This window comes from Microvirga vignae (assembly GCF_001017175.1).
Taxonomy (GTDB): domain Bacteria; phylum Pseudomonadota; class Alphaproteobacteria; order Rhizobiales; family Beijerinckiaceae; genus Microvirga; species Microvirga vignae.
In genome coordinates this window covers 28990-48319 of the sequence record NZ_LCYG01000017.1, presented here as the reverse complement: position 1 = coordinate 48319, position 19330 = coordinate 28990, and the positions used below count along the sequence as shown (strand labels likewise).

16 protein-coding genes and 1 pseudogene are annotated in these 19330 nt (G+C 61.7%); 9 read left to right on the top strand and 8 right to left on the bottom strand.

The features are described 5' to 3' along the window. Positions 1 to 87: 87 nt before the first annotated feature. The 3 genes from carB to AA309_RS06950 all read left to right on the top strand — a co-directional run bounded on the left by carB (position 88) and on the right by AA309_RS06950 (position 4690). Positions 88 to 3558: a carbamoyl-phosphate synthase large subunit gene (gene carB / locus AA309_RS06960; protein WP_047188287.1), complete on the top strand. Its 3471-nt coding sequence runs from the start codon at positions 88 to 90 to the stop codon at positions 3556 to 3558. Between the two features lie 108 nt (positions 3559 to 3666). Beyond that, positions 3667 to 4143, top strand: coding sequence for a transcription elongation factor GreA (gene greA / locus AA309_RS06955; RefSeq protein WP_047188286.1), 477 nt, complete (start codon positions 3667 to 3669; stop codon positions 4141 to 4143). Positions 4144 to 4159: 16 nt separating this feature from the next. Next, on the top strand, positions 4160 to 4690 hold the full coding sequence (locus tag AA309_RS06950; RefSeq protein ID WP_052954519.1) for a twin-arginine translocation signal domain-containing protein: 531 nt from the start codon (positions 4160 to 4162) through the stop codon (positions 4688 to 4690). An 18-nt stretch (positions 4691 to 4708) separates the two neighbouring features. Here AA309_RS06950 and AA309_RS06945 read toward each other — a convergent pair whose 3' ends face one another. Next, positions 4709 to 5215, bottom strand: a complete 507-nt coding sequence (locus tag AA309_RS06945; protein WP_047188285.1) for an Lrp/AsnC family transcriptional regulator — start codon at positions 5213 to 5215, stop codon at positions 4709 to 4711. Positions 5216 to 5366: 151 nt separating this feature from the next. Here AA309_RS06945 and AA309_RS06940 point away from each other — a divergent pair, with 151 nt between their 5' ends. The 3 genes from AA309_RS06940 to AA309_RS06930 all read left to right on the top strand — a co-directional run bounded on the left by AA309_RS06940 (position 5367) and on the right by AA309_RS06930 (position 8347). Beyond that, positions 5367 to 6380: a mitochondrial fission ELM1 family protein gene (locus AA309_RS06940; protein ID WP_047188284.1), complete on the top strand. Its 1014-nt coding sequence runs from the start codon at positions 5367 to 5369 to the stop codon at positions 6378 to 6380. Continuing rightward, positions 6380 to 7342 (top strand): thioredoxin-disulfide reductase, encoded by a 963-nt coding sequence (gene trxB / locus AA309_RS06935; RefSeq protein ID WP_047188283.1) that lies wholly within the window; start codon positions 6380 to 6382, stop codon positions 7340 to 7342. Before AA309_RS06940 ends, trxB begins: the two co-directional genes overlap by 1 nt. 114 nt (positions 7343 to 7456) lie before the next feature. Next, positions 7457 to 8347 (top strand): LysR family transcriptional regulator, encoded by an 891-nt coding sequence (locus tag AA309_RS06930; protein WP_047188282.1) that lies wholly within the window; start codon positions 7457 to 7459, stop codon positions 8345 to 8347. Between the two features lie 304 nt (positions 8348 to 8651). Here the strand turns inward: AA309_RS06930 and AA309_RS06925 are convergent, their stop codons facing one another. From AA309_RS06925 to AA309_RS06905, 5 genes are all read right to left on the bottom strand, one after another. Further along, positions 8652 to 10376, bottom strand: coding sequence for an AMP-binding protein (locus AA309_RS06925; RefSeq protein WP_047188281.1), 1725 nt, complete (start codon positions 10374 to 10376; stop codon positions 8652 to 8654). A gap of 144 nt (positions 10377 to 10520) precedes the next feature. Beyond that, positions 10521 to 12560: an elongation factor G gene (locus AA309_RS06920; protein ID WP_047188280.1), complete on the bottom strand. Its 2040-nt coding sequence runs from the start codon at positions 12558 to 12560 to the stop codon at positions 10521 to 10523. 152 nt (positions 12561 to 12712) lie between these two features. Then, complete coding sequence (locus AA309_RS06915; protein WP_047188279.1) at positions 12713 to 13186, bottom strand: DUF992 domain-containing protein; 474 nt, start codon at positions 13184 to 13186, stop codon at positions 12713 to 12715. Between the two features lie 73 nt (positions 13187 to 13259). Beyond that, positions 13260 to 13553: a hypothetical protein gene (locus tag AA309_RS06910; RefSeq protein ID WP_052954518.1), complete on the bottom strand. Its 294-nt coding sequence runs from the start codon at positions 13551 to 13553 to the stop codon at positions 13260 to 13262. Next, complete coding sequence (locus AA309_RS06905) at positions 13553 to 14755, bottom strand: pyridoxal phosphate-dependent aminotransferase (protein ID WP_047188278.1); 1203 nt, start codon at positions 14753 to 14755, stop codon at positions 13553 to 13555. Before AA309_RS06905 ends, AA309_RS06910 begins: the two co-directional genes overlap by 1 nt. A gap of 121 nt (positions 14756 to 14876) precedes the next feature. Between AA309_RS06905 and AA309_RS06900 the strand changes: the two genes are divergently transcribed. Both AA309_RS06900 and AA309_RS06895 read left to right on the top strand, forming a co-directional pair. Next, positions 14877 to 15857 carry a Bug family tripartite tricarboxylate transporter substrate binding protein gene (locus AA309_RS06900; protein ID WP_047188277.1) on the top strand — a complete coding sequence of 327 codons (981 nt, stop codon included), beginning with the start codon at positions 14877 to 14879 and terminating at the stop codon, positions 15855 to 15857. A gap of 495 nt (positions 15858 to 16352) precedes the next feature. After that, positions 16353 to 17492, top strand: a complete 1140-nt coding sequence (locus tag AA309_RS06895; RefSeq protein ID WP_047188276.1) for a PQQ-dependent sugar dehydrogenase — start codon at positions 16353 to 16355, stop codon at positions 17490 to 17492. A gap of 9 nt (positions 17493 to 17501) precedes the next feature. On the opposite strand, the gene AA309_RS06890 is transcribed toward AA309_RS06895, so the two are convergent. After that, entirely contained in the window at positions 17502 to 17843 is a 342-nt protein-coding gene (locus AA309_RS06890) for a DMT family protein (RefSeq protein WP_047188340.1), read from the bottom strand. A gap of 170 nt (positions 17844 to 18013) precedes the next feature. Here AA309_RS06890 and AA309_RS37580 point away from each other — a divergent pair. Continuing rightward, positions 18014 to 18346, top strand: a pseudogene (locus tag AA309_RS37580) (DUF1499 domain-containing protein); the annotation flags it as partial. A 22-nt stretch (positions 18347 to 18368) separates the two neighbouring features. Here AA309_RS37580 and AA309_RS06885 read toward each other — a convergent pair. Beyond that, positions 18369 to 19196: a C13 family peptidase gene (locus tag AA309_RS06885; RefSeq protein WP_084730922.1), complete on the bottom strand. Its 828-nt coding sequence runs from the start codon at positions 19194 to 19196 to the stop codon at positions 18369 to 18371. Positions 19197 to 19330 lie beyond the last annotated feature (134 nt).

The window sequence follows — 19330 nt, the reverse complement described above, 5'->3', positions numbered from 1 at the left end:
TCTCTCAACCTTCAATCTGACACATCCCGGCTGCGCTTGAAGCGCCGCATAGAGCGGCCGTGCGGCTGGACACGCCTGGGTGGGCCTATGCCGAAGCGGACAGACATTTCCTCGATTCTCATCATCGGCGCAGGACCGATCATCATCGGTCAGGCCTGTGAGTTCGATTATTCGGGCACGCAGGCCGTCAAGGCCCTCAAGGAGGAAGGCTATCGCGTCGTTCTGGTGAACTCGAATCCCGCGACGATCATGACCGATCCCGATCTCGCGGACGCCACCTACGTGGAGCCGATCACCCCTGAGATCGTCGCCAAGATCATCGAGAAGGAGCGTCCGGACGCCATCCTGCCCACCATGGGCGGCCAGACGGCGCTGAACTGCGCCCTCTCTCTCAAGAAGATGGGCGTTCTGGAGAAGTTTGGCGTCGAAATGATTGGCGCGACGGCAGAAGCCATCGACAAGGCCGAGGATCGCCAGCTGTTCCGCGAGGCTATGACCAAGATCGGCCTCGATACCCCCAAATCCCGCCTCGCCAATGCTTCGGCTCTCAAGAAGGCTGACAAGGAAGCCTATCTCGCCGAGCTCGCGCGCCTCGAAGCCCTCGATATCCATCCAGGCGACAAGAAGCGGATGATCGCGGCCTACAAGCTGAAGTGGGATGGGGCCGAGAACGACCGCCGCAAGCGCTACCAGGAACACGCCATGGGCGAGGCTCTGCTGGCGCTCGCGGAAGTGGGCCTGCCCGCGATCATCCGCCCGTCCTTCACCATGGGCGGCACGGGCGGCGGCATTGCCTATAACCGCGAGGAGTTCCTCGACATCGTCGAGCGCGGCCTGGACGCCTCCCCCACCAACGAGGTGCTGATCGAGGAAAGCGTGCTCGGCTGGAAGGAGTACGAGATGGAGGTCGTCCGCGACAAGGCGGACAACTGCATCATCATCTGCTCCATCGAGAACTTCGATCCGATGGGCGTGCACACGGGCGACTCGATCACGGTCGCGCCGGCGCTGACGCTCACCGACAAGGAATACCAGATCATGCGCGACGCCTCGCTGGCGGTTCTGCGCGAGATCGGCGTCGAGACCGGCGGCTCGAACGTGCAGTTCGCGATCAATCCTGAGAACGGGCGCATGATCGTGATCGAGATGAACCCGCGCGTGTCGCGCTCGTCCGCTCTCGCCTCCAAGGCCACGGGCTTCCCCATCGCCAAGGTCGCGGCGAAGCTCGCTGTTGGCTACACGCTGGACGAGATCGCCAACGACATCACCGGCGGCGCGACGCCCGCCTCCTTCGAGCCCACCATCGACTACGTGGTCACGAAGATTCCGCGCTTCGCCTTCGAGAAGTTCCCCGGCGCCGAGCCCACACTCACCACGGCCATGAAGTCGGTAGGCGAGGCGATGGCTATCGGCCGTTCCTTCCCGGAATCGCTGCAGAAGGCTCTGCGCTCGCTGGAGACCGGCCTCACCGGCCTCGACGAGATCGAAATCGAGGGACTCGGCAAGGGCGACGACAAGAACGCCATCAAGGCCGCACTCGGCACGCCGACCCCGGACCGTATCCTGACGGTCGCGCAAGCCCTTCGTCTCGGCATCAGCCACGACGAGGTCTATGAATCTTGCAAGATCGACCGCTGGTTCCTGGAGCAGCTTCAGGACATCGTCGATATGGAAGCCAGGGTGAAGGCCCACGGCCTGCCGACGACACCCGGTGCGTTCCGCCAGATCAAGGCGCTGGGCTTCTCCGATGCGCGCCTGGCGGTCCTTGCGGGCAAGACCGAAGCGGAAGTGCGCGAGGCTCGCCGAGCACTCGGCGTGCGCCCGGTCTTCAAGCGCATCGATACCTGCGCGGCGGAATTCGCCTCCCCCACGGCTTACATGTATTCGAGCTACACCGCTCCGTTCGCGGGCCAGCCCGCCGATGAAGCCAATCCGTCGGACGCCAAAAAGGTCATCATTCTCGGCGGCGGCCCGAACCGCATCGGCCAGGGCATCGAATTCGACTATTGCTGCTGCCACGCCTGCTTCGCGTTGAAAGACGCGGGCTATGAAACCATCATGATCAACTGCAACCCGGAGACGGTCTCGACCGATTACGACACCTCCGACCGGCTCTACTTCGAGCCGCTGACGCAGGAAGACGTGCTGGAGATCATCGAGACCGAGCGTTCAAAGGGCACGCTCCATGGCGTGATCGTGCAGTTCGGGGGCCAGACCCCGCTCAAGCTCGCCCGCGCGCTGGAAGAGGCGAATGTGCAGATCCTCGGCACCTCGCCGGATGCCATCGACCTCGCCGAGGACCGCGACCGGTTCAAGCGCCTCCTGGACAAGCTGCACCTGAAGCAGCCGAAGAACGGTATCGCCTACTCCGTGGAGCAGGCCCGCCTGATCGCCGCCGATCTCGGCCTGCCCTTCGTGGTGCGCCCATCCTACGTGCTTGGCGGCCGCGCGATGGCCATCATCCGCGACGAGAGCCAGTTCGAGGATTACCTGCTCGGCACCCTGCCTAGCCTGATCCCGTCCGACATCAAGGCTCGCTACCCCAACGACAAGACGGGCCAGATCAACACGGTGCTCGGTAAGAACCCGCTCCTCTTCGACCGCTATCTCTCGGATGCTATCGAAGTGGACGTGGACTGCCTCTGCGACGGCAAGGACGTGTTCATCGCCGGCATCATGGAGCACATCGAGGAAGCAGGCATCCACTCGGGCGATTCCGCCTGCTCACTGCCGCCGCGCTCGCTCTCGAAGGAGACCGTAGCCGAGCTGGAGCGCCAGACGAAGGCGCTCGCCCTGGCGCTCGACGTGGGCGGCCTGATGAACGTGCAATACGCCATCAAGGACGGCACGATCTATGTGCTGGAGGTGAACCCCCGCGCCTCGCGTACCGTGCCCTTCGTGGCCAAGGTCATCGGCGAGCCTATCGCCAAGATCGCGGCTCGCGTGATGGCCGGCGAGACCCTGGCCAAGTTCGCTCTGACCCCGAAGGAGCTGCCGCATATCGGCGTGAAGGAAGCCGTCTTCCCCTTCGCCCGCTTCCCGGGCGTGGATGTGCTGCTTGGCCCGGAAATGCGCTCCACGGGCGAGGTCATCGGCCTCGACAGGGGCTTCGGCGTGGCCTTCGCCAAGAGTCAGCTCGGCGCTGGCAGCCAGCTGCCGAAGACCGGTACCCTCTTCGTCTCGGTCCGCGACTCGGACAAGGCCCGTATCCTTCCTGCCGTCCGGCTACTGGAGGAAATCGGCTTCCTGATCGTGGCGACGGCTGGCACCCAGAAGTATCTCGAGGAGCAGGGCGTCAAGGCAAAGCGCATCAACAAGGTGCTGGAAGGCCGCCCCCACGTGGTGGATGCCATGAAGAACGGCGACATCCAGCTGGTGTTCAATACCACCGAAGGGGCGGGTGCTCTGTCAGATTCCCGCAGCTTAAGACAAGCTGCCCTCTTGCATAAGATACCTTACTACACCACTCTTGCAGGAGCGATCGCTGCAGCCGAGGGCATCAAGGCCTATCTCGGCGGTGATCTCGAGGTCAGGGCGCTTCAGGACTATTTCGCCTGAGGTGTTCTTGCCTGCACAATGGAACTGCGAAGCTTCTGGTAAGTTTTCGTTGACATGCGAGGGCGCTGGAAACAGCGGCCTCGTACCTCTTTTTGGACGAGACAAACGATGGACAAGGTCCCTCTGACGATCAAGGGTTTTGCGGCGCTCGAGGAAGAACTCAAGCACCGGCAACAGGTTGAGCGCCCCCGGATCATCCAGGCGATCGCGGAAGCCCGCGCGCTCGGCGACTTGTCGGAAAATGCCGAATACCATGCCGCCAAGGAAGCCCAGTCCCTCAACGAGGGTCGTATCCTGGAGCTGGAAAGCCTGATTTCCCGTGCGGAAGTCATCGACATCGCCAAGCTCTCGGGCGACCGGATCAAGTTCGGGGCAACCGTCAAGCTGGTGGACGAGGATACCGAGGAAGAAAAGACCTATCAGATCGTGGGCGAGCCCGAGGCTGACGTCCGCTCCGGCCGGGTCTCCGTGGCCTCCCCCATTGCCCGCGCCCTGATGGGCAAGACCATCGGCGACACGGTCGAGGTGTCGACCCCCGGTGGTGGGAAATCCTACGAAGTCGTGGGCGTTCAGTTCCGGGTCTAATATGATGAGGGGGTATATGACGAGAGATCAGGCCATGCCCTCCTTATCCCGCCGCTCCTTTCTGACGGGCCTCGCCTGCGCTGGCCTTGCCGGTGCAGGCCCGTTGGCGCATGTCCCGGCACAGGCCCAAGCCTTTCCCCAGTATTTCTCTTCATTCTCCGTCGATGTCAGCCCCTTGAAGGCCAAGGGTCTCGGCCCCTTTGCCGATCTCGTCGGCCAGGCAGCCCTCGAACAGCTGCGCCGTTCCTTCGCTGATCGGGTAGATCCGCGCGGTCCCCGCTTTGTCCTCGTCATTACGGGGATCTTCCTCACGCCCTTCCCCGATGGCGGCGGCGCTCGCTGGAGAGGCCGTGGTGGAGGCGGAGGCGGAAGCGACGGCATGGACGGCGAGGCCCTGGCCGTGGGGCCCAGAGGACAAATTCTGGCACGCCATCCGCAGCATGCGGCTCGCGATCCCGACACCAGCAGCCTGGATCCGGACGAGCAAGGTCGCGCAGTGGCCATGGCCCAGCATTACGTCTGGTGGCTGCGGCGCAGGCTCGGATGAAGGATTAGGGCTAGGGCCTTATTCGGTCACTTCCGCGATATCCTCGATCGGCACCAATGGCTCATCCTTGATCAGGTCGAGGGTAAGCGCAGTCCGGACGTTGCGGACGTTGGGCAGGGATGTGAGCTCGGAGACGAGGCCCTGGAAGGAGGCCAAGTTCGGAGCAACGCATTTCATGATGAAGTCGATATCGCCCGACAGGGTCCAGCATTCGCGGACCATGGACCAGTCCTTCACCCGCTGCTCGAACTCTTGGAGCTCCTTCTTGCCCTGAACATCGAGTTGCACCATGGCAAAGCATACGATCTCGAATCCCAAGCCCTTTGGATCCAGAATGGCGCGATAGGCCTTGATGATGCCTGCACTCTCAAGGGCCCGCACCCGGCGCAGGCATGGCGGCGCCGACAGGCCGACACGGCGGGCCAGCTCCACATTGGTGATGCTGCCGTCGGCTTGCAGTTCCTTCAGGATAGCCCAGTCAATGGAATCGAGGCGTCCGCGCACGGTCACTCCAGTAGAGCGCATGTCCAGCCTGGGAAAACCTTTGCGGCCCGGATCATGCGACCTTAGTCAAAAAACTCGTCTTGGCTGAGTAGACCGTGTAAAGGGTCGACACAAGCGGGACGGGCGGTTAAGTCGCAACGAACCACATGAACTCCACAGGCTCATTGATCGAATGTTGCGCGACAATACCGGCCTTATCACCTGGGTTCTGACCGATGGCAAGGCCGGGGACGAGCTTCAGGCTTTGAGCGTAGCTGAGGCTCTGGGCCTTCAGCCCCAGATCCGCCGGGTGAAGCCAAGAGCGCCTTTCACCTGGGCAATGCCCTGGGGGCATATTGATTTCCGGGAACGACCCAGCGCTCCCCACAGCCCCGTCACCCCGCCCTACCCCGACCTACTCATCGCCTCCGGGCGCAGGGCCGTCCCCTATCTGCGCTTCATCAAACGCGCTTCGGGCGGGCGGACTTTCACAGTTTTCCTGAAGGACCCGAGGACGGGACCGAAGACCGCCGATTTCATCTGGTCGCCGGACTATGACCGCCTGCGCGGCCCCAACGTGCTGACGACCCTGACGCCCCCGCACCGTGTCTCTCCAGACAAGATTGCGGCTGCGCGCGCGCAGCCCGATCCTCGCCTAGCCTCCCTGCCCCATCCTCGCGTCGCAGTGCTTGTGGGAGGCGACAGCCGTCATCATCGGTTTACGGATAAAGATGTTGCCCGCTTTGTTGAGAACCTGACGGCTCTTGCGGAATCAGGGGCCGGACTGATGATCACAGCCTCCCGCCGCACACCTCCGGCTTTGCAGGAGGCCCTCATCGACCTCGCCGTGCGGCACAACGCTTATTTCTGGGACGGCACCGGCGGGAACCCTTACGTCTCCCTGCTCAGTCTTGCCGACTTCATTGTCGCTACATCCGATTCCTTCAACATGATCGGCGAAGCTGCAGCGACCGGCAGACCGCTCCTGGTCTTCCAACCCTCCGGCGGGCATCCGAAACTTGATGTTTACATGGCGGACCTGAAAGCCCATGGAATTGTGCATCCGTTCGAGGGACGTCTTGTAGGGCAGCCCTACGAACCCTTAAATTCAACACCCAAGATTGCTGCTGCCATTGTCCGGGGCTTCAGCCTTCACCGCCGCTCGCTCGGCTTGCCGGACCTGGCTTTTTCTCTGGAGATTTCCTGATGGCCCATTCTCACGCCAAGCTCATCATCATCGGCTCGGGGCCTGCAGGCTATACGGCGGCGATCTATGCGGCGCGCGCCCTGCTCGAACCCGTCATGATTTCGGGCTTCCAGCCCGGCGGGCAACTCATGATCACCACGGATGTGGAGAACTATCCGGGTTTTGCCGAGGTGATCCAGGGCCCCTGGCTCATGGAGCAGATGCGCCTTCAGGCCGAGCATGTGGGCACCAAGATGATCTCGGACCACATCACCAAGGTGGACCTGAAGCAGCACCCCTTCCGCCTGGAGGGCGATTCCGGCGTCACCTACACCTGCGATGCCCTGATCGTTGCGACGGGCGCCCAGGCCAAGTGGCTTGGCCTACCCTCCGAGGGCCTGTTCCAGGGCTTCGGCGTATCGGCCTGCGCCACCTGTGACGGCTTCTTCTACCGCAACAAGGAGGTTGTGGTGGTCGGTGGCGGCAACACCGCCGTCGAAGAGGCGCTCTACCTTGCGAACCTCGCCTCGAAGGTCACCCTGGTCCACCGCCGCGACTCCCTGCGTGCCGAGCGGATCCTGCAGGATCGCTTGTTCAAGCACCCCAAGATCGAGGTGCTCTGGAACAGCGCCGTCGAGGAAATCTGCGGTACGGGGAACCCTTCGTCGGTTACCCATGTGAAGCTGAAGAACCTCGTTTCGGGCGAAGTCTCCGACTTCAAGACCGACGGCGTGTTCATCGCCATCGGCCACAAGCCCTCTACGGAACTATTCTCCGGTCAGCTCGACATGAAGCCGGGCGGCTATCTCCAGGTGAAGCCAGGCTCGACCAGCACCAACATCCCTGGTGTCTTCGCCGCTGGCGACGTAACGGACGACGTTTATCGCCAGGCCGTGACATCGGCAGGCATGGGATGCATGGCTGCCCTGGATGCTGAGCGCTATCTGGCGGCCCTGGAGGCCACCCAAGAGGCCGCTGAATAGGGTTTGTTAACAACTGGTTATCCCTTGAGCAGGATTCCTATTGCATCCTGCGCCCAGCTCATAAGAGATAAGGGTGTCCTGCATCAGGAGAATGCAGGACAGCAGGGGAACGCCGTGGACTGGGATAAAATCCGGATTTTCTACACCGTCGCGGAAGCGGGCAGCTTCACCCGCGCCGGTGACGATCTGGGCCTGAGCCAGTCCGCCGTCAGCCGCCAGATCAGCGCCCTGGAGCGCGAGCTGAAAGCCCCCCTCTTCCACCGTCATGCCCGCGGTCTGATCCTCACTGAGCAGGGCGACCTGCTGTTCCGCGCCGCCCGCGACATGCGGATGCGCCTGGAGACTACCAAGGCCCGCCTTGTCGAAACGAGCGAACGCCCCTCCGGTGAGCTGAAGGTGACGACCACCGTAGGCCTCGGGTCCATCTGGCTCGCCCAGCGCATTGCCGAATTCATGGATCTCTATCCGGATGTGCGGGTGGAGCTGATCCTCTCCAATGAGGAGCTGGACCTTGCCATGCGCGAGGCGGATGTGGCCATCCGCCTGCGCCGCCCAGCTCAGCCGGACCTGATCCAGCGCCGTCTCTTCACGGTGCATTTTCATGTCTATGCATCGACCGATTATATCAAGCGCTTCGGCGAGCCGAAAACGCTGGAGGAGCTCGACGAGCACCGCATCATCTCGTTCGGCGGCGACCAGCCGTCCTACCTGATGTCCGTGCATTGGCTCTCGACCGCTGGACGAGAGGGCAGCGAGCCGCGTCAGTACCATTACGTTGTCAACAACATCACGGCCCTGAAACTCGCTGTCGAAACCGGGGCCGGCATTGCAGTGCTGCCGGATTATGCAGCCGTGGGCAATCCGAACCTGGTCCAGATCCTACGCGATGTGGAGATGCCTTCCCTCGACAGTTATCTGGTCTATGCGGAAGAGATGCGCTCTGTCGCCCGTGTCCAGGCCTTCCGCGACTTCCTGATCTCCAAGGCCCAGCGCTGGACCTACTAAACCCTTACCGGGTAACCCCTTAACGGCCCTGAATCGCCGCGCCCGTCAGCAGGCGTGGCAGTTTTATGTCATGTTCCTGCCCAAGCTATGCGTGCAGTGCAGCCCTTTCATGAGGCATGTTGCATTGCAAATAAGTCGAATGCAGCCGATATGGGCATTGGCTGATTTCAACGCGGCATCGCTTTTCTTCCTCCCGGCGCTGCCGTGTCGGCCGTTCCCTCTGGAAGGTTTTGACTTTATTTGTCGGACCTCACTTTATGCCGGGCCATTGGCCCGGCTTTTTTCTTTTCGGCTCTGCAATGCCTTAGCGGTTTGAAGCGACCTCGTCCTTGAGGACGCGGCGCAGAACTTTGCCCACGTTGGTCTTCGGCAGCGTCTCGCGGAACTCGATCCGACGGGGCACCTTGTAGCCGGTGAGGTTCTCCCGGCAGAAACGGCGTAATTCCTCCGGGTCGAGATTGGGATCCTTGCGCACCACGTAAGCGACGACCGCCTCGCCCGATTGCTCGTCGGGCAACCCAATGACCGCGGCTTCCATCACACCCGGATGTCTCACGAGCACGTCCTCGACCTCATTGGGATAGACGTTGAAGCCGGAGACCAGGATCATGTCCTTCATTCGGTCCACGATCTTCACCTGCCCGTCAGGCAGGATCACGGCCACATCGCCGGTACGGAGATAGCCGTCCTGCGTCATCACGCGTGCGGTCTCGTCAGGGCGCTGCCAATAGCCCGCCATCACCTGCGGTCCCTTCACGCACAGTTCGCCACGTTCGCCCAGAGGCAGGATGGTGCCGTCGTTCGCGCGGACCGTCACATCGGTCGACGGCAACGGATAGCCGATGGTGCCGGTGAACTCCTCGATATCGAGACGATTGGCGCAGACCACCGGCGATGTTTCCGACAGGCCATAGCCTTCGACGATGGGCTGGCCGGAAATCTCCTTCCACTTCTTCGCAACAGCTTCCTGAGTTGCCATGCCGCCCGAGACGGCAAAGACCAGCTGCGAGAAATCGACCTCCCTGATGCCTGGAGCGTGCGCGAGCGCATTGTAGAGTGTGTTCACACCGGACAAGAGCGTGATCTTGCTCTTCTTGAGCGTCGTCACGAAGCCCGGAATGTCACGCGGATTGGCGATGAGAAGCTGACAACCACCAATCCTCGTCATGAGGAGTGAACACACAGTAAGACCGAAGATGTGATAGAGCGGCAGTGCCGTGACCATCACGTGGTCTTCACGCTCACCGAAGAACGGCCGCATCCACGCTTCGCATTGCAGCACATTGGCTACCACGTTGCGGTGAAGCAGCACCGCGCCTTTCGCAACGCCTGTCGTGCCGCCGGTATATTGCAGGAAGGCGATGTCATCACGCGTGACGGTGACAGCTTGCGGCTTCTTGCGCGCGCCTTCGCTCAACACTGCCTTAAACGGCACGGTCTTCGGCAGGCGGAAAGGTTTGACGGCCTTCTTCACATGGCGTGAGACGAAATTGACGATGACGCCCTTAAGACCCAGCAGATCGCCTGGTGCCACGAGAATCACACGATCAAGCTTGAGATCAGGCAGAGCCTCCTCCACCGTCTCTCCAAAATTTTCGAGCACGAACAGGAAGCGCGCTCCGGAATCATTCAGCTGGTAGGCCAACTCGCGTGGCGTGTAGAGCGGGTTGACGTTGACCACCGTGCCGCCGGCCAGAAGCACGCCATAGAGGATCGCCGGATAAGCCATCACGTTTGGCAGCATGATCGCGACGCGATCGCCCTTGTTCAGGCCTTGCTGCTGGAGCCAGGAGACGACGGCATCAGCGCTCCGGCCGAGTTGCGTATACGTGATGCGCTTGCCGAAGCTCTCGGCGGCGACACGGTTCGGGTATTCCGTGACGGCGTTGCGGAAGATGTCGTTGAGGGTGCCGATCTTCGCGTCTTCAATGACCTGAGGCACGTTTGGCGGATAGGATTTGAGCCAAGGCCTATTCGAGGCTTGGCCTGCCGGATCCGTAACGGAGGCCGGTTGGGTCGTGGCGTTCATTCTTATCCTCCCGCTCCAAGGCGAGTTTGTTTCATAGGAGATGGCGTCTCCATCGAAACTTAACTTGGCGCGGAAGAGCGTGTTTGTCGATGGAATAGTTTATACCTGAACGATCTCGTGGAGATCGTTCAGATCTAGAAATGCTCAATGGGCCTTCTGCAGGACCATATCGGCGGGCCTGCCGCTGAGTTCAGCCATGTGATCGAAGCGGGTCGAGAATGTGCCGACGCCAGCCGTGACGGAGCGCAACTCGACGATGAGGTCGCCGATCTCCGATTCCGGGATAGTGGCGTTCAGCACCTCCCAACCTGCCCAGCCGGGCCGCCCGTCATAGCCGAGGATCTGACCCCGCCTTGCGGTTACAAGGCTGGTAGCCTTGGACAGGGCCTCAGTGGGGATGGTGATTTCCACCGACAGGATAGGCTCCAGCAGGACGGGCTTAGCCTTCGGCAAGGCTTCCGCCAAAGCGAGCTTCGCTGCAGCCTGGAAGGCCGCATCGGAGGAATCGACCGTGTGGTAGGAGCCGTCGGTGAGGCTCACCGCGAGATCGACCACCGGAAAGCCCAGCGGGCCGCTTTTCAGGGCATCGCGCACGCCGGTCTCCACGGAGGGAATGTATTGGCGTGGAACGACTCCACCCGTGATCCGATCCTCGAAGGCAAAGCCTCCGCCGCGCGGCAGCGGCTTGATCTCGATCATCACATCCCCGTATTGGCCGTGACCTCCGGTCTGCTTGCGATGGCGCCCGCGGGCGGAAGCCGGCAAGCGGATCGTCTCGCAATAAGCCACGCGCGGCTTGGCGATGTCCACACCGACCTGGAAGCGCGAAGCGAGTTTTTCCACCGCAACGCGCAGGTGCATCTCACCCTGCCCGAGCAGGCGGATCTCGCCCATCTCAGGCCGGTTTTCTATCACAAGCGACGGGTCCTCCTCTGTGATCTTCGCAAGCGCGCTCGAGAGGCGCACATCGTCCTTGCGATCCTTCACCTTGAGAGCCACCGCATAGACAGGCTCGGGTGGAGCTGACGAGACGATGGTTTCGGGCCTGTGCTTGTTTGCTGCGAAACTGTCGCCTGTCGCAATGCCTTCAAGCCGTCCGAAGCCAACCGTATCGCCAGCAACCGCATCGGCTTTCCGCGTGGTGTTGCTGCCGATCATCGTCATGAGACTGCCAACACGGCTTTCAGCGCCGTGCGAGCCCACCACCGTGTCGCCTTCATGGAAGGTGCCGCGCATCACGCGAGCGACGGAGAGCTTGCCGCCCTGCCCCATGTGCAATGTCTTCATCACGTGCGCGAGCGGTGCGCCCTCTTCAGAAACCCCAAGACGAGCGCAAGTTTCCGTAAGTGTCGGCGCTTCGTGGCGCAAGGCCTTCAAAAGGCGCGTGACGCCATTGCCGCGCTCGGCAGACCCAATGAGAGCAGGTACCACATGCCGCTCGCGCAACTCTTTTGAGAGGTCGTCGAAGATACGATCGCGCGGTGGCTCGATCTCGGAGATCAACTCCTCCATCAACTCGTCGTCGTAATCAGCAAGCTTCTCGAGCATCGCAAAGCGTGCTTCGCGCTCGCGGAGGCTTTCGCCATCGGGCATCTCCACCACTTCGCTCGGAGCATGCTCGCGATAGATGAAAGCGCGCTCCAATGCGAGATCGATGAAGCCTACCGCAATCCCATCTTTCCAGAGCGGGATCTGGCGCAACAGCAACGGTGTGCGCGATGCCTGTTGCAGAAGGCTCAGGGTTTCGCGCACGCGCTGCGCCGCCGTATCGATTTTGTTGATGAAGAGAAAGCGCGGAATGTCCGCTTCCTCCAGCTCCCGCAGAATGACCTCAAGCGCGGGGATCTTTCGCTCGTCCGACTCGCACACCACGATGGCCGCATCGCACACCGGGGTGACGTTGCGCATCTCGTGCAGGAATTCCGTTGAACCGGGGCAGTCGACGAAGGTCATCGTCTCGCCGAGGAATTGAACGGTCGCCACATTCGGCTCGATGCTCATGCCATGGGCGCGGGCCTCTCCACTCGCATCGCCGACACTGTCGCCGTTGGCTACGCGCCCCGCGCGAGAGATCGCGCCGGTGCGCTCCAGGATCGCTTCAAGGAGCGTAGTCTTGCCGCTCTGAAATGGGCCAACGATGGCAATGCATCGCGGGCCCGCAGGTCCTCTGCCGTTGGGTGCCATGGTAGTCTCCTCCCTGCCCCCGTCAGCGCGCTCTTGGCGGTCGCGTTAGGGAGAATGCTCTGCCTGTCAGGAGGAGTTGGCAAGGGGCTTTTTAAGCCGGATAAACAGTCACGCCAAGCTTGGCCGCTCTCTCAGGGCGCCCGATCAGAGACTCACGGGGCCGCGCTCAATTCGAAATTGCCGACGCCCAGAGCCAAGTTGAGACCCGTTTGGCCATTCACCGAAAGAGGCTGGAGAGCGATGGACTGGTTCGATCCGCCCACCAGAACGTTGGCGCCAAGTCCCGCCCCGACCGTCGCTTCGACGGTGGCGCCGACATAGTTGCCGGCGAGCACTCCGGGAACCGCAGGTCCCGCGGCGAAGACGGCCCAGGTCAGGACCCCTCCGCTGGTCGCGCCGATATCGAGACCAAATCTGCGGATCACGCCTAAGTAATGCTCGCTATAGCCTTTCCGAGAATCGAAAGTGCAGGCCGTGCCCTTTTGTGAGGTCAGGATGAGGCCGAGGCTACCTGTGAGATTGCAGGTCAGGACGCCGATCTGGGTCTGGCTTTGCGCCTGTGCATCGGAAGAGTCCAACAGGGAAGCGATGGCGAGGGCCGCAACTGGGAGAGCTGCGCGAAACATGGAGATCTCCTGAGCTTGGATGAAGCTTGGCGATCAACAGCTCTCCCGGTGGTCCCGTTCCACGACCGGGCTGCTATTTCAGGGGAGCCGGCCAGGAATCCTGATGCTCGCCGCGGCGCACGATCGTCATGGAAAAGATCGTCACCGGCCCTGCGCGGAGAAGGTTCATGGCCGAGACGATCATCTCGGCCAAGCGCTCGGGAGTGACGCTGTCGCCCTCGATGTCGAGGAGAAAACCCTTCGCCTCGACATGGCCGCCATTGGTGAAGTCGACCCGGAAATCCGACTTCACCCGATAGGCGGATTGCTGGTTGAGCCGATAAGGCTCCGCCTCGGGATTCGGGTGGAATGTCCGAGGCAGATCCATCAGCGCAAACTGCCGCAGAACCGCTGGATGCGGTGGCAGGCATCCTCCAGGGCCGCGTTCGACGTGGCGTAGGAGATGCGGAAGTTCGGGCCGAGGCCAAAGGATGAGCCGTGCACGGCGGCTACGCCCTCAGTCTCCAGAAGCTCGGAGACGAAGTCCTCGTCGGTCTTGATGACCTTGCCCGACGGGGCGGTCTTGCCGATGGCTTCGGCGCAGGACGGATAGACGTAGAAGGCGCCTTCCGGCATCGGGCACTTCAGGTATTTCGTCTGGTTCAGCATGGAAACCACGAGGTCGCGGCGCTCCTCGAAGGCTTTCTTGAAGACCTTCAAATGATCCTGCGGACCGTCGAGGGCCTCGACGGCTGCCCACTGGGAAATCGCGCTCGTGCCGGAGGTCTGCTGGCCCTGGACGAAATCCATCGCCTTGATGAGGTGCTCGGGACCGGCAGCGTAGCCGATACGCCAGCCGGTCATGGCATAGGCCTTGGAGACGCCGTTCATGGTGAGCGTGCGCTCATAGAGGTTCGGCTCGACCTGGGCGGGGGTCACGAACTCGAAATCGCCATAGGTCAGGTGCTCGTACATATCGTCGGTCAACACCCACACATGCGGATGACGCATCAGAACGTCGGTGATGGCCTTCATCTCGGCATAACTATAGGCTGCGCCGGTCGGGTTCGACGGAGAGTTGAGGATGATCCACTTCGTCTTGGGCGTAATGGCGCGCTCGAGCGGCTCCGGCTGGAGCTTGAAATTGTGCTCCATCGTGCAATCCACGAACACCGGCGTGCCTCCGCAGAGCGCCACCATCTCAGGGTAGGACACCCAGTACGGGGCCGGGACGATGACCTCGTCGCCCGGGTTCAGGGTGGCGAGCAGCGCGTTGTAGATCACGTGCTTGCCGCCGGTGGAAACGATGGTCTGCGAGGGCTTGTAGTCCAGGCCGTTCTCGCGCTTGAACTTGCGGGCAATGGCCTCGCGCAGAGGCACGATGCCGGAGACGGGGGTGTACTTGGTCTCGCCGCGCCGGATGGCGGCGATGGCCGCCTCCTTGATGTTGTCGGGGGTATCGAAGTCAGGCTCGCCGACGGAGAGGCTGATCACATCCCGGCCCTGGGCTTTGAGATCCCGCGCTTTCTGCGTGATGACGATCGTGGCAGACGGCTTGATGCGCGAGAGGGCATCAGACAAAAAGCCCATGGGAAACCTCCAGTCGGGGCGTTAGGTAGGGAATGTGACGGGGGCGGACCCTAATCCGCTCAAGCTGTCCAAGCAAGCAAAACAGGCCCGCTAGCCCGGGATTTTCAGGAGGGACCTTTTCATGACCTTTTCCATCACCCGCCGCATGGCTCTCGGCCTCGTCGCTGGAGCCACCCTGCTCTCTCAGGCGGCCATCGCCCAGCCCTATCCCAACCATGTCATCAAGATGGTGGTGCCCTACCCGGCGGGTGGCCCGACCGACGTGATCGCCCGCATTGTGGCGGAGGAGATGGGAAAGGACCTTGGCCAGAACGTGATCGTCGAGAACGTGGCAGGCGCCTCGGGCGCCATCGGCACCCGGGCCGTCGCCCGCGCCGAGCCCGACGGCTACACTATCGTCTTCGGCAACAACCAGACCCACGGGAACAACATGTTCCTGCTCAAAGAGCCGGGCTATGACGCGGTGAAGGACTTCGCGCCTCTCGCGGGCGCCGGCGCTTTTGAGCACGTCTTCGTGGTCAAGAACGATCTGCCCGTGAAGTCCATTCCGGAGCTGATCGAACTGGCGAAGAAGGACCCCGGCAGACTCAATTACGGCTCGACCGGCATCGGCTCCGGCTCGCATCTGGCAACCGAGCTGTTCATGACCCGCACAGGCATCAAGATGACGCACGTGCCCTTCCGGGGCGCAGCCCCTCTGGTGACGGAGCTGATGGCCGGGCGCATCGAAGTGTCGAACTCGACCCTGCCGAGCGTGCTATCCCAGTTCCAGGCCGGACAGATGCGCGCTATCGGATTGGCGAGCCCGCAGCGCAATCCTCTGGCTCCCGACGTGCCCACCTTGCGCGAACAGGGCATCACCAATGCAGATGCGGAATCCTGGGCTGCCTTCTTCGCCCCTGTGAACACGCCCAAGCCCCTCCTCGACAAGCTCTCTGGCACGATCATCGCAATCCTCAACAAGCCGCATGTGAAAGAGCGCATCACGAAGCTCGGCTTTACTTTGAACGTGCGCGATCCTGAGGCCTTCAAACCTTATCTGGCTAAGGAAATTCAGACCTGGGCCGAGATCATCAAGACGGCCAATATCGCGGCAGAGTAACCCTGCTGAACGCTCATTCTCATTGTGCGGCCGGGCTTAGTCCCGGCCATTTTCATTGCCTGATCTTCTTTCTTAACCCACACCTCGATGCGTTAATATTGGTTAACGATATGTTAACGACAGCACTTGAAAAGATCTTCGAAAGAAAGACTTCAGCACCCGGCGGAACTTTCTTGAAATGAATGGGTTTTTTCTCCAGACCCACCCTGGCCCTCCTGGGGAAAGTACCCATGAAGACCTACCGTCCTAGAAATCATGTCGCGTCACGGGCTCATCGGATGGATCTTCGTCAGCAAAGCCGCTGCTCACTGGCGTTGATCATGCTGATGGGACTCGCCACGCTTTCTGTATTGGCGACTACGAAGACTTTGTCGGCACGGGATACCAATACTGTCCACGCCTATTCCATCAGGTAACACGTGAGTGAACGGCAGCGAGGTTGACGCCTCGTGCCGAGAGGTTAGCTCTTCGGCCTTGAACTGACGGAGAGCCCTCATGAATGACCTTCGCCTTGCTCTTGCCTGCGTCCTGACTCTTGCCGCAGCTCCGGTTGCTTTTGCGCAGGACACGCAGCGCCTTCGCACCGACAAGGTCGAGGTGATCGTCGAGACTGTGGCCCGCAATCTCCAGAATCCGTGGGGCCTCGCCTTCCTCCCCGATAACCGCATGCTGGTGACGGAAAGGTCCGGGCGGCTGCGCATCGTCGATACGGAAGGCAAGCTCTCGGAGCCGATCAAGGGTCTTCCCGACATCTCGGTTCGTGGCCAGGGCGGCCTTCTTGATGTGGCGCTCGATCCGAATTTTGCGCAAAATCGCCTTATCTACCTGAGCTTTGCCGAGGATAGGGGCGAAGGCCGGAACGGCACGAGCGTGGCGCGCGCACGCCTCAGCCAGGATGGAGCGGCGCTTGAGGACACCCGGGTCATCTTCCGCCAGGAACCCTCCTATGCAGGCACCCATCATTTCGGCTCGCGCCTGAACTTCGATCGCGACGGCAACCTCTTCGTGACCTTGGGCGAACGGAACGATCTGCGCGATCAGGCGCAGAGCCTCAGCAACCATCTCGGCAAGATCGTCCGCATCAGGCCGACAGGCGGCGCGGCCCCCGGCAATCCCTTCCTCAACCGCGAGGATGCGCGTGCCGAGATCTGGTCTCTGGGCCATCGCAATATCCAATCGGCGGCGCTTCACCCGACGACGGGAGAGCTTTGGACCGTGGAACACGGCGCGCGGGGCGGTGACGAAGTCAACATTCCGCAGAAGGGCAGGAACTACGGCTGGCCCGTGATCTCCTACGGCGTGCACTATTCCGGCCAGAAGATCGGCGAGGGTACGCGAAAGCCGGGGCTGGAACAGCCCATCTATTACTGGGACCCGTCCATTGGCCCCTCCGGCATGGCCTTCTACACGGGAGACAAGTTCCCGGCTTGGCGCGGCAGCATTCTCGTGGGGGCGCTCGCCGGCAAGCTCGTCTCACGACTTGAAATCAGCGGAAACAGGGTGACCGGTGAGGAGCGCATGCTACAGAACCTGGGCGAGCGCATCCGCGACGTGCGCCAGGGGCCCGACGGCCTGATCTATCTCCTGACAGATTCCCGGCAGGGCCGCATTCTCCGCATGAGGCCTGCGGGGTAGCCGTGGGGCCTACCGCCCATGGAAGATGAAGGCTGCGCCTGAAGCAATCAGCACGAAGCCGATGAGATGATTCCAGCTCAGCGGCTCCTTCAGGTAGAGCACCGAAAAGCCCGCGAAGACCAGCAGCGTGATCACTTCCTGGATGGTCTTCAGCTCGGCTGCCGAATAGACGGCCGAGCCGATGCGATTGGCCGGCACGGCGAACCAGTATTCGATGAAGGCGATGCACCAGGACGCGATCACCGCGATCCAGAGAGGTGACGTCTTGAACTTCAAATGCCCGTACCAGGCAAAGGTCATGAAGACGTTCGAGGCGATCAGCAGAAGAACAGGTGCGGTCTGAGGATTCATGAGGATCACGAGGCAGGACGAGTGGGAGAATACTGTTCCCTGCCCTAGTCTTCTGAAGCGTGGTGTCAAGCGTGCAAGGCCAAGGCATGGCGAAGAAGACAAGTGCCCATCCCTTAAGCCTCGCCCCCTGACGCGTCTGGACGGCAGGTCTCGATCGCTTCTGGCAATGGATCTTCGGCTCTCCCGATCTCGGCGCGGTCGATTTCAAGACGCTCAGACGGCGAAAGACCCCGAACGACGCCCTCATCTGCCCAAAGGACTTCTGCCCGGCTGCGAAGCCTGATGATGAGCCGCCGGTCTTTCCCCTGCCAGCTTCCCGCCTTCGCACCATCGTTTCCGAAGTAGCCTTATCAGAACGCAACACGTCGCTGTTGGAAACGAGCGCGGCGCAGGATCGCTTTCTCGTGCGCACGAAGCTCATGCGCTATCCCGACACCGTTGTGGCGCAGGTTGTCGCGCTGGATGAGGACCGCTCAGCGCTCGCGCTCTACTCCCGCAGCCAGATCGGCCGCTCGGATTTGGGGGTCAACAGGCGGCGGGTTGAGCGTTGGCTCGCGGCCCTCGGCACGTTTGTTGCTCGGGAGCAGTCGCACGCTCACCGAGCCGCGCCAGCACCTCGGAACCGCCTGCAATCTGAGGATTGGAAGAATCGAACCCCTCACGCTGCTCGCGCCGGGTGACGAGAAGACGCGCCTTTTCAAACGCAACATCAAGGCGGCTCTCGCTGCGCATGGCCTTGTTGAAGAAAGCGTCGCCGAAATAGGTCCAGGTCGCCCCATCCCGGCAGCCGAACGAGGACCTGTCGGCCGACGCCGCTGTAATGACGAGCGTGCGCTCGTCCGCGAGCTTCCTCGCAAAGACACCGGAATAACAGGCGGAGACGATAACGACACGATAACGCGCACCGCTTTCCTGCAGCAGGTGCTGAACGTTGTCTGGCGTGATGATCATGTGATCATCCTGAGCCACGATGGCAGCGCCTTCCGAGCTGCCGTGCGAGGTGAGGAAGAAGATCAGCACGTCGTCTGAGTCGATCACGCGACCGACGGTCTGCACGGCATTGCGGATCGTCTGCGGGGTCGCGCCTGCTCTGCGCTTGGTGTTGAAGCCCACGATGGTGCGGCCTTTACTCCGCAGGCTCGCCTCGAGCACGCGGGCTGCTCCCTTTGCTTCACTCTCGAAAACGCTCTGCGGCCCCCATAGGCCGAAGGAGAGGATGTAAACATCAGTCCCTGGTCGGGACGGGGCAAGGCGGTTGGCGGAGGAAGGCTGAGCCAGACCGGCGCTGGAGAGCCCGATGCTCAATACCATAGAGGCAATCAATGTCCTCAGGCCACGCGTTTCAAAACTCATTTCTCTCTCCCCTTGAGAACCAGTCTCCATCTGAACCATGAAATAATGTTCCTATTGCCCTGACAAGTGCATGTGGACGGGGCTGAGTGCATTTCCGGCAAGCGCCCCCTACCGCAGGATACGGGTGGCGCTCC

Bases quoted from the DNA above. Each gene is read 5' to 3' on its own strand.
- AA309_RS06890 (WP_047188340.1), bottom strand. From the start codon at position 17,843: ATGAATCCTCAGACCGCACCTGTTCTTCTGCTGATCGCCTCGAACGTC.
- AA309_RS06950 (WP_052954519.1), top strand. From the start codon at position 4,160: ATGACGAGAGATCAGGCCATGCCCTCCTTATCCCGCCGCTCCTTTCTG.
- AA309_RS06915 (WP_047188279.1), bottom strand. From the start codon at position 13,186: ATGTTTCGCGCAGCTCTCCCAGTTGCGGCCCTCGCCATCGCTTCCCTG.
- trxB (WP_047188283.1), top strand. From the start codon at position 6,380: ATGGCCCATTCTCACGCCAAGCTCATCATCATCGGCTCGGGGCCTGCA.
- AA309_RS06885 (WP_084730922.1), bottom strand. From the start codon at position 19,196: ATGAGTTTTGAAACGCGTGGCCTGAGGACATTGATTGCCTCTATGGTA.
- AA309_RS06945 (WP_047188285.1), bottom strand. From the start codon at position 5,215: ATGCGCTCTACTGGAGTGACCGTGCGCGGACGCCTCGATTCCATTGAC.
- carB (WP_047188287.1), top strand. From the start codon at position 88: ATGCCGAAGCGGACAGACATTTCCTCGATTCTCATCATCGGCGCAGGA.
- AA309_RS06925 (WP_047188281.1), bottom strand. From the start codon at position 10,376: ATGAACGCCACGACCCAACCGGCCTCCGTTACGGATCCGGCAGGCCAA.
- greA (WP_047188286.1), top strand. From the start codon at position 3,667: ATGGACAAGGTCCCTCTGACGATCAAGGGTTTTGCGGCGCTCGAGGAA.
- AA309_RS06900 (WP_047188277.1), top strand. From the start codon at position 14,877: ATGACCTTTTCCATCACCCGCCGCATGGCTCTCGGCCTCGTCGCTGGA.
- AA309_RS06905 (WP_047188278.1), bottom strand. From the start codon at position 14,755: ATGGGCTTTTTGTCTGATGCCCTCTCGCGCATCAAGCCGTCTGCCACG.
- AA309_RS06910 (WP_052954518.1), bottom strand. From the start codon at position 13,553: ATGGATCTGCCTCGGACATTCCACCCGAATCCCGAGGCGGAGCCTTAT.
- AA309_RS06895 (WP_047188276.1), top strand. From the start codon at position 16,353: ATGAATGACCTTCGCCTTGCTCTTGCCTGCGTCCTGACTCTTGCCGCA.
- AA309_RS06920 (WP_047188280.1), bottom strand. From the start codon at position 12,560: ATGGCACCCAACGGCAGAGGACCTGCGGGCCCGCGATGCATTGCCATC.
- AA309_RS06940 (WP_047188284.1), top strand. From the start codon at position 5,367: ATGTTGCGCGACAATACCGGCCTTATCACCTGGGTTCTGACCGATGGC.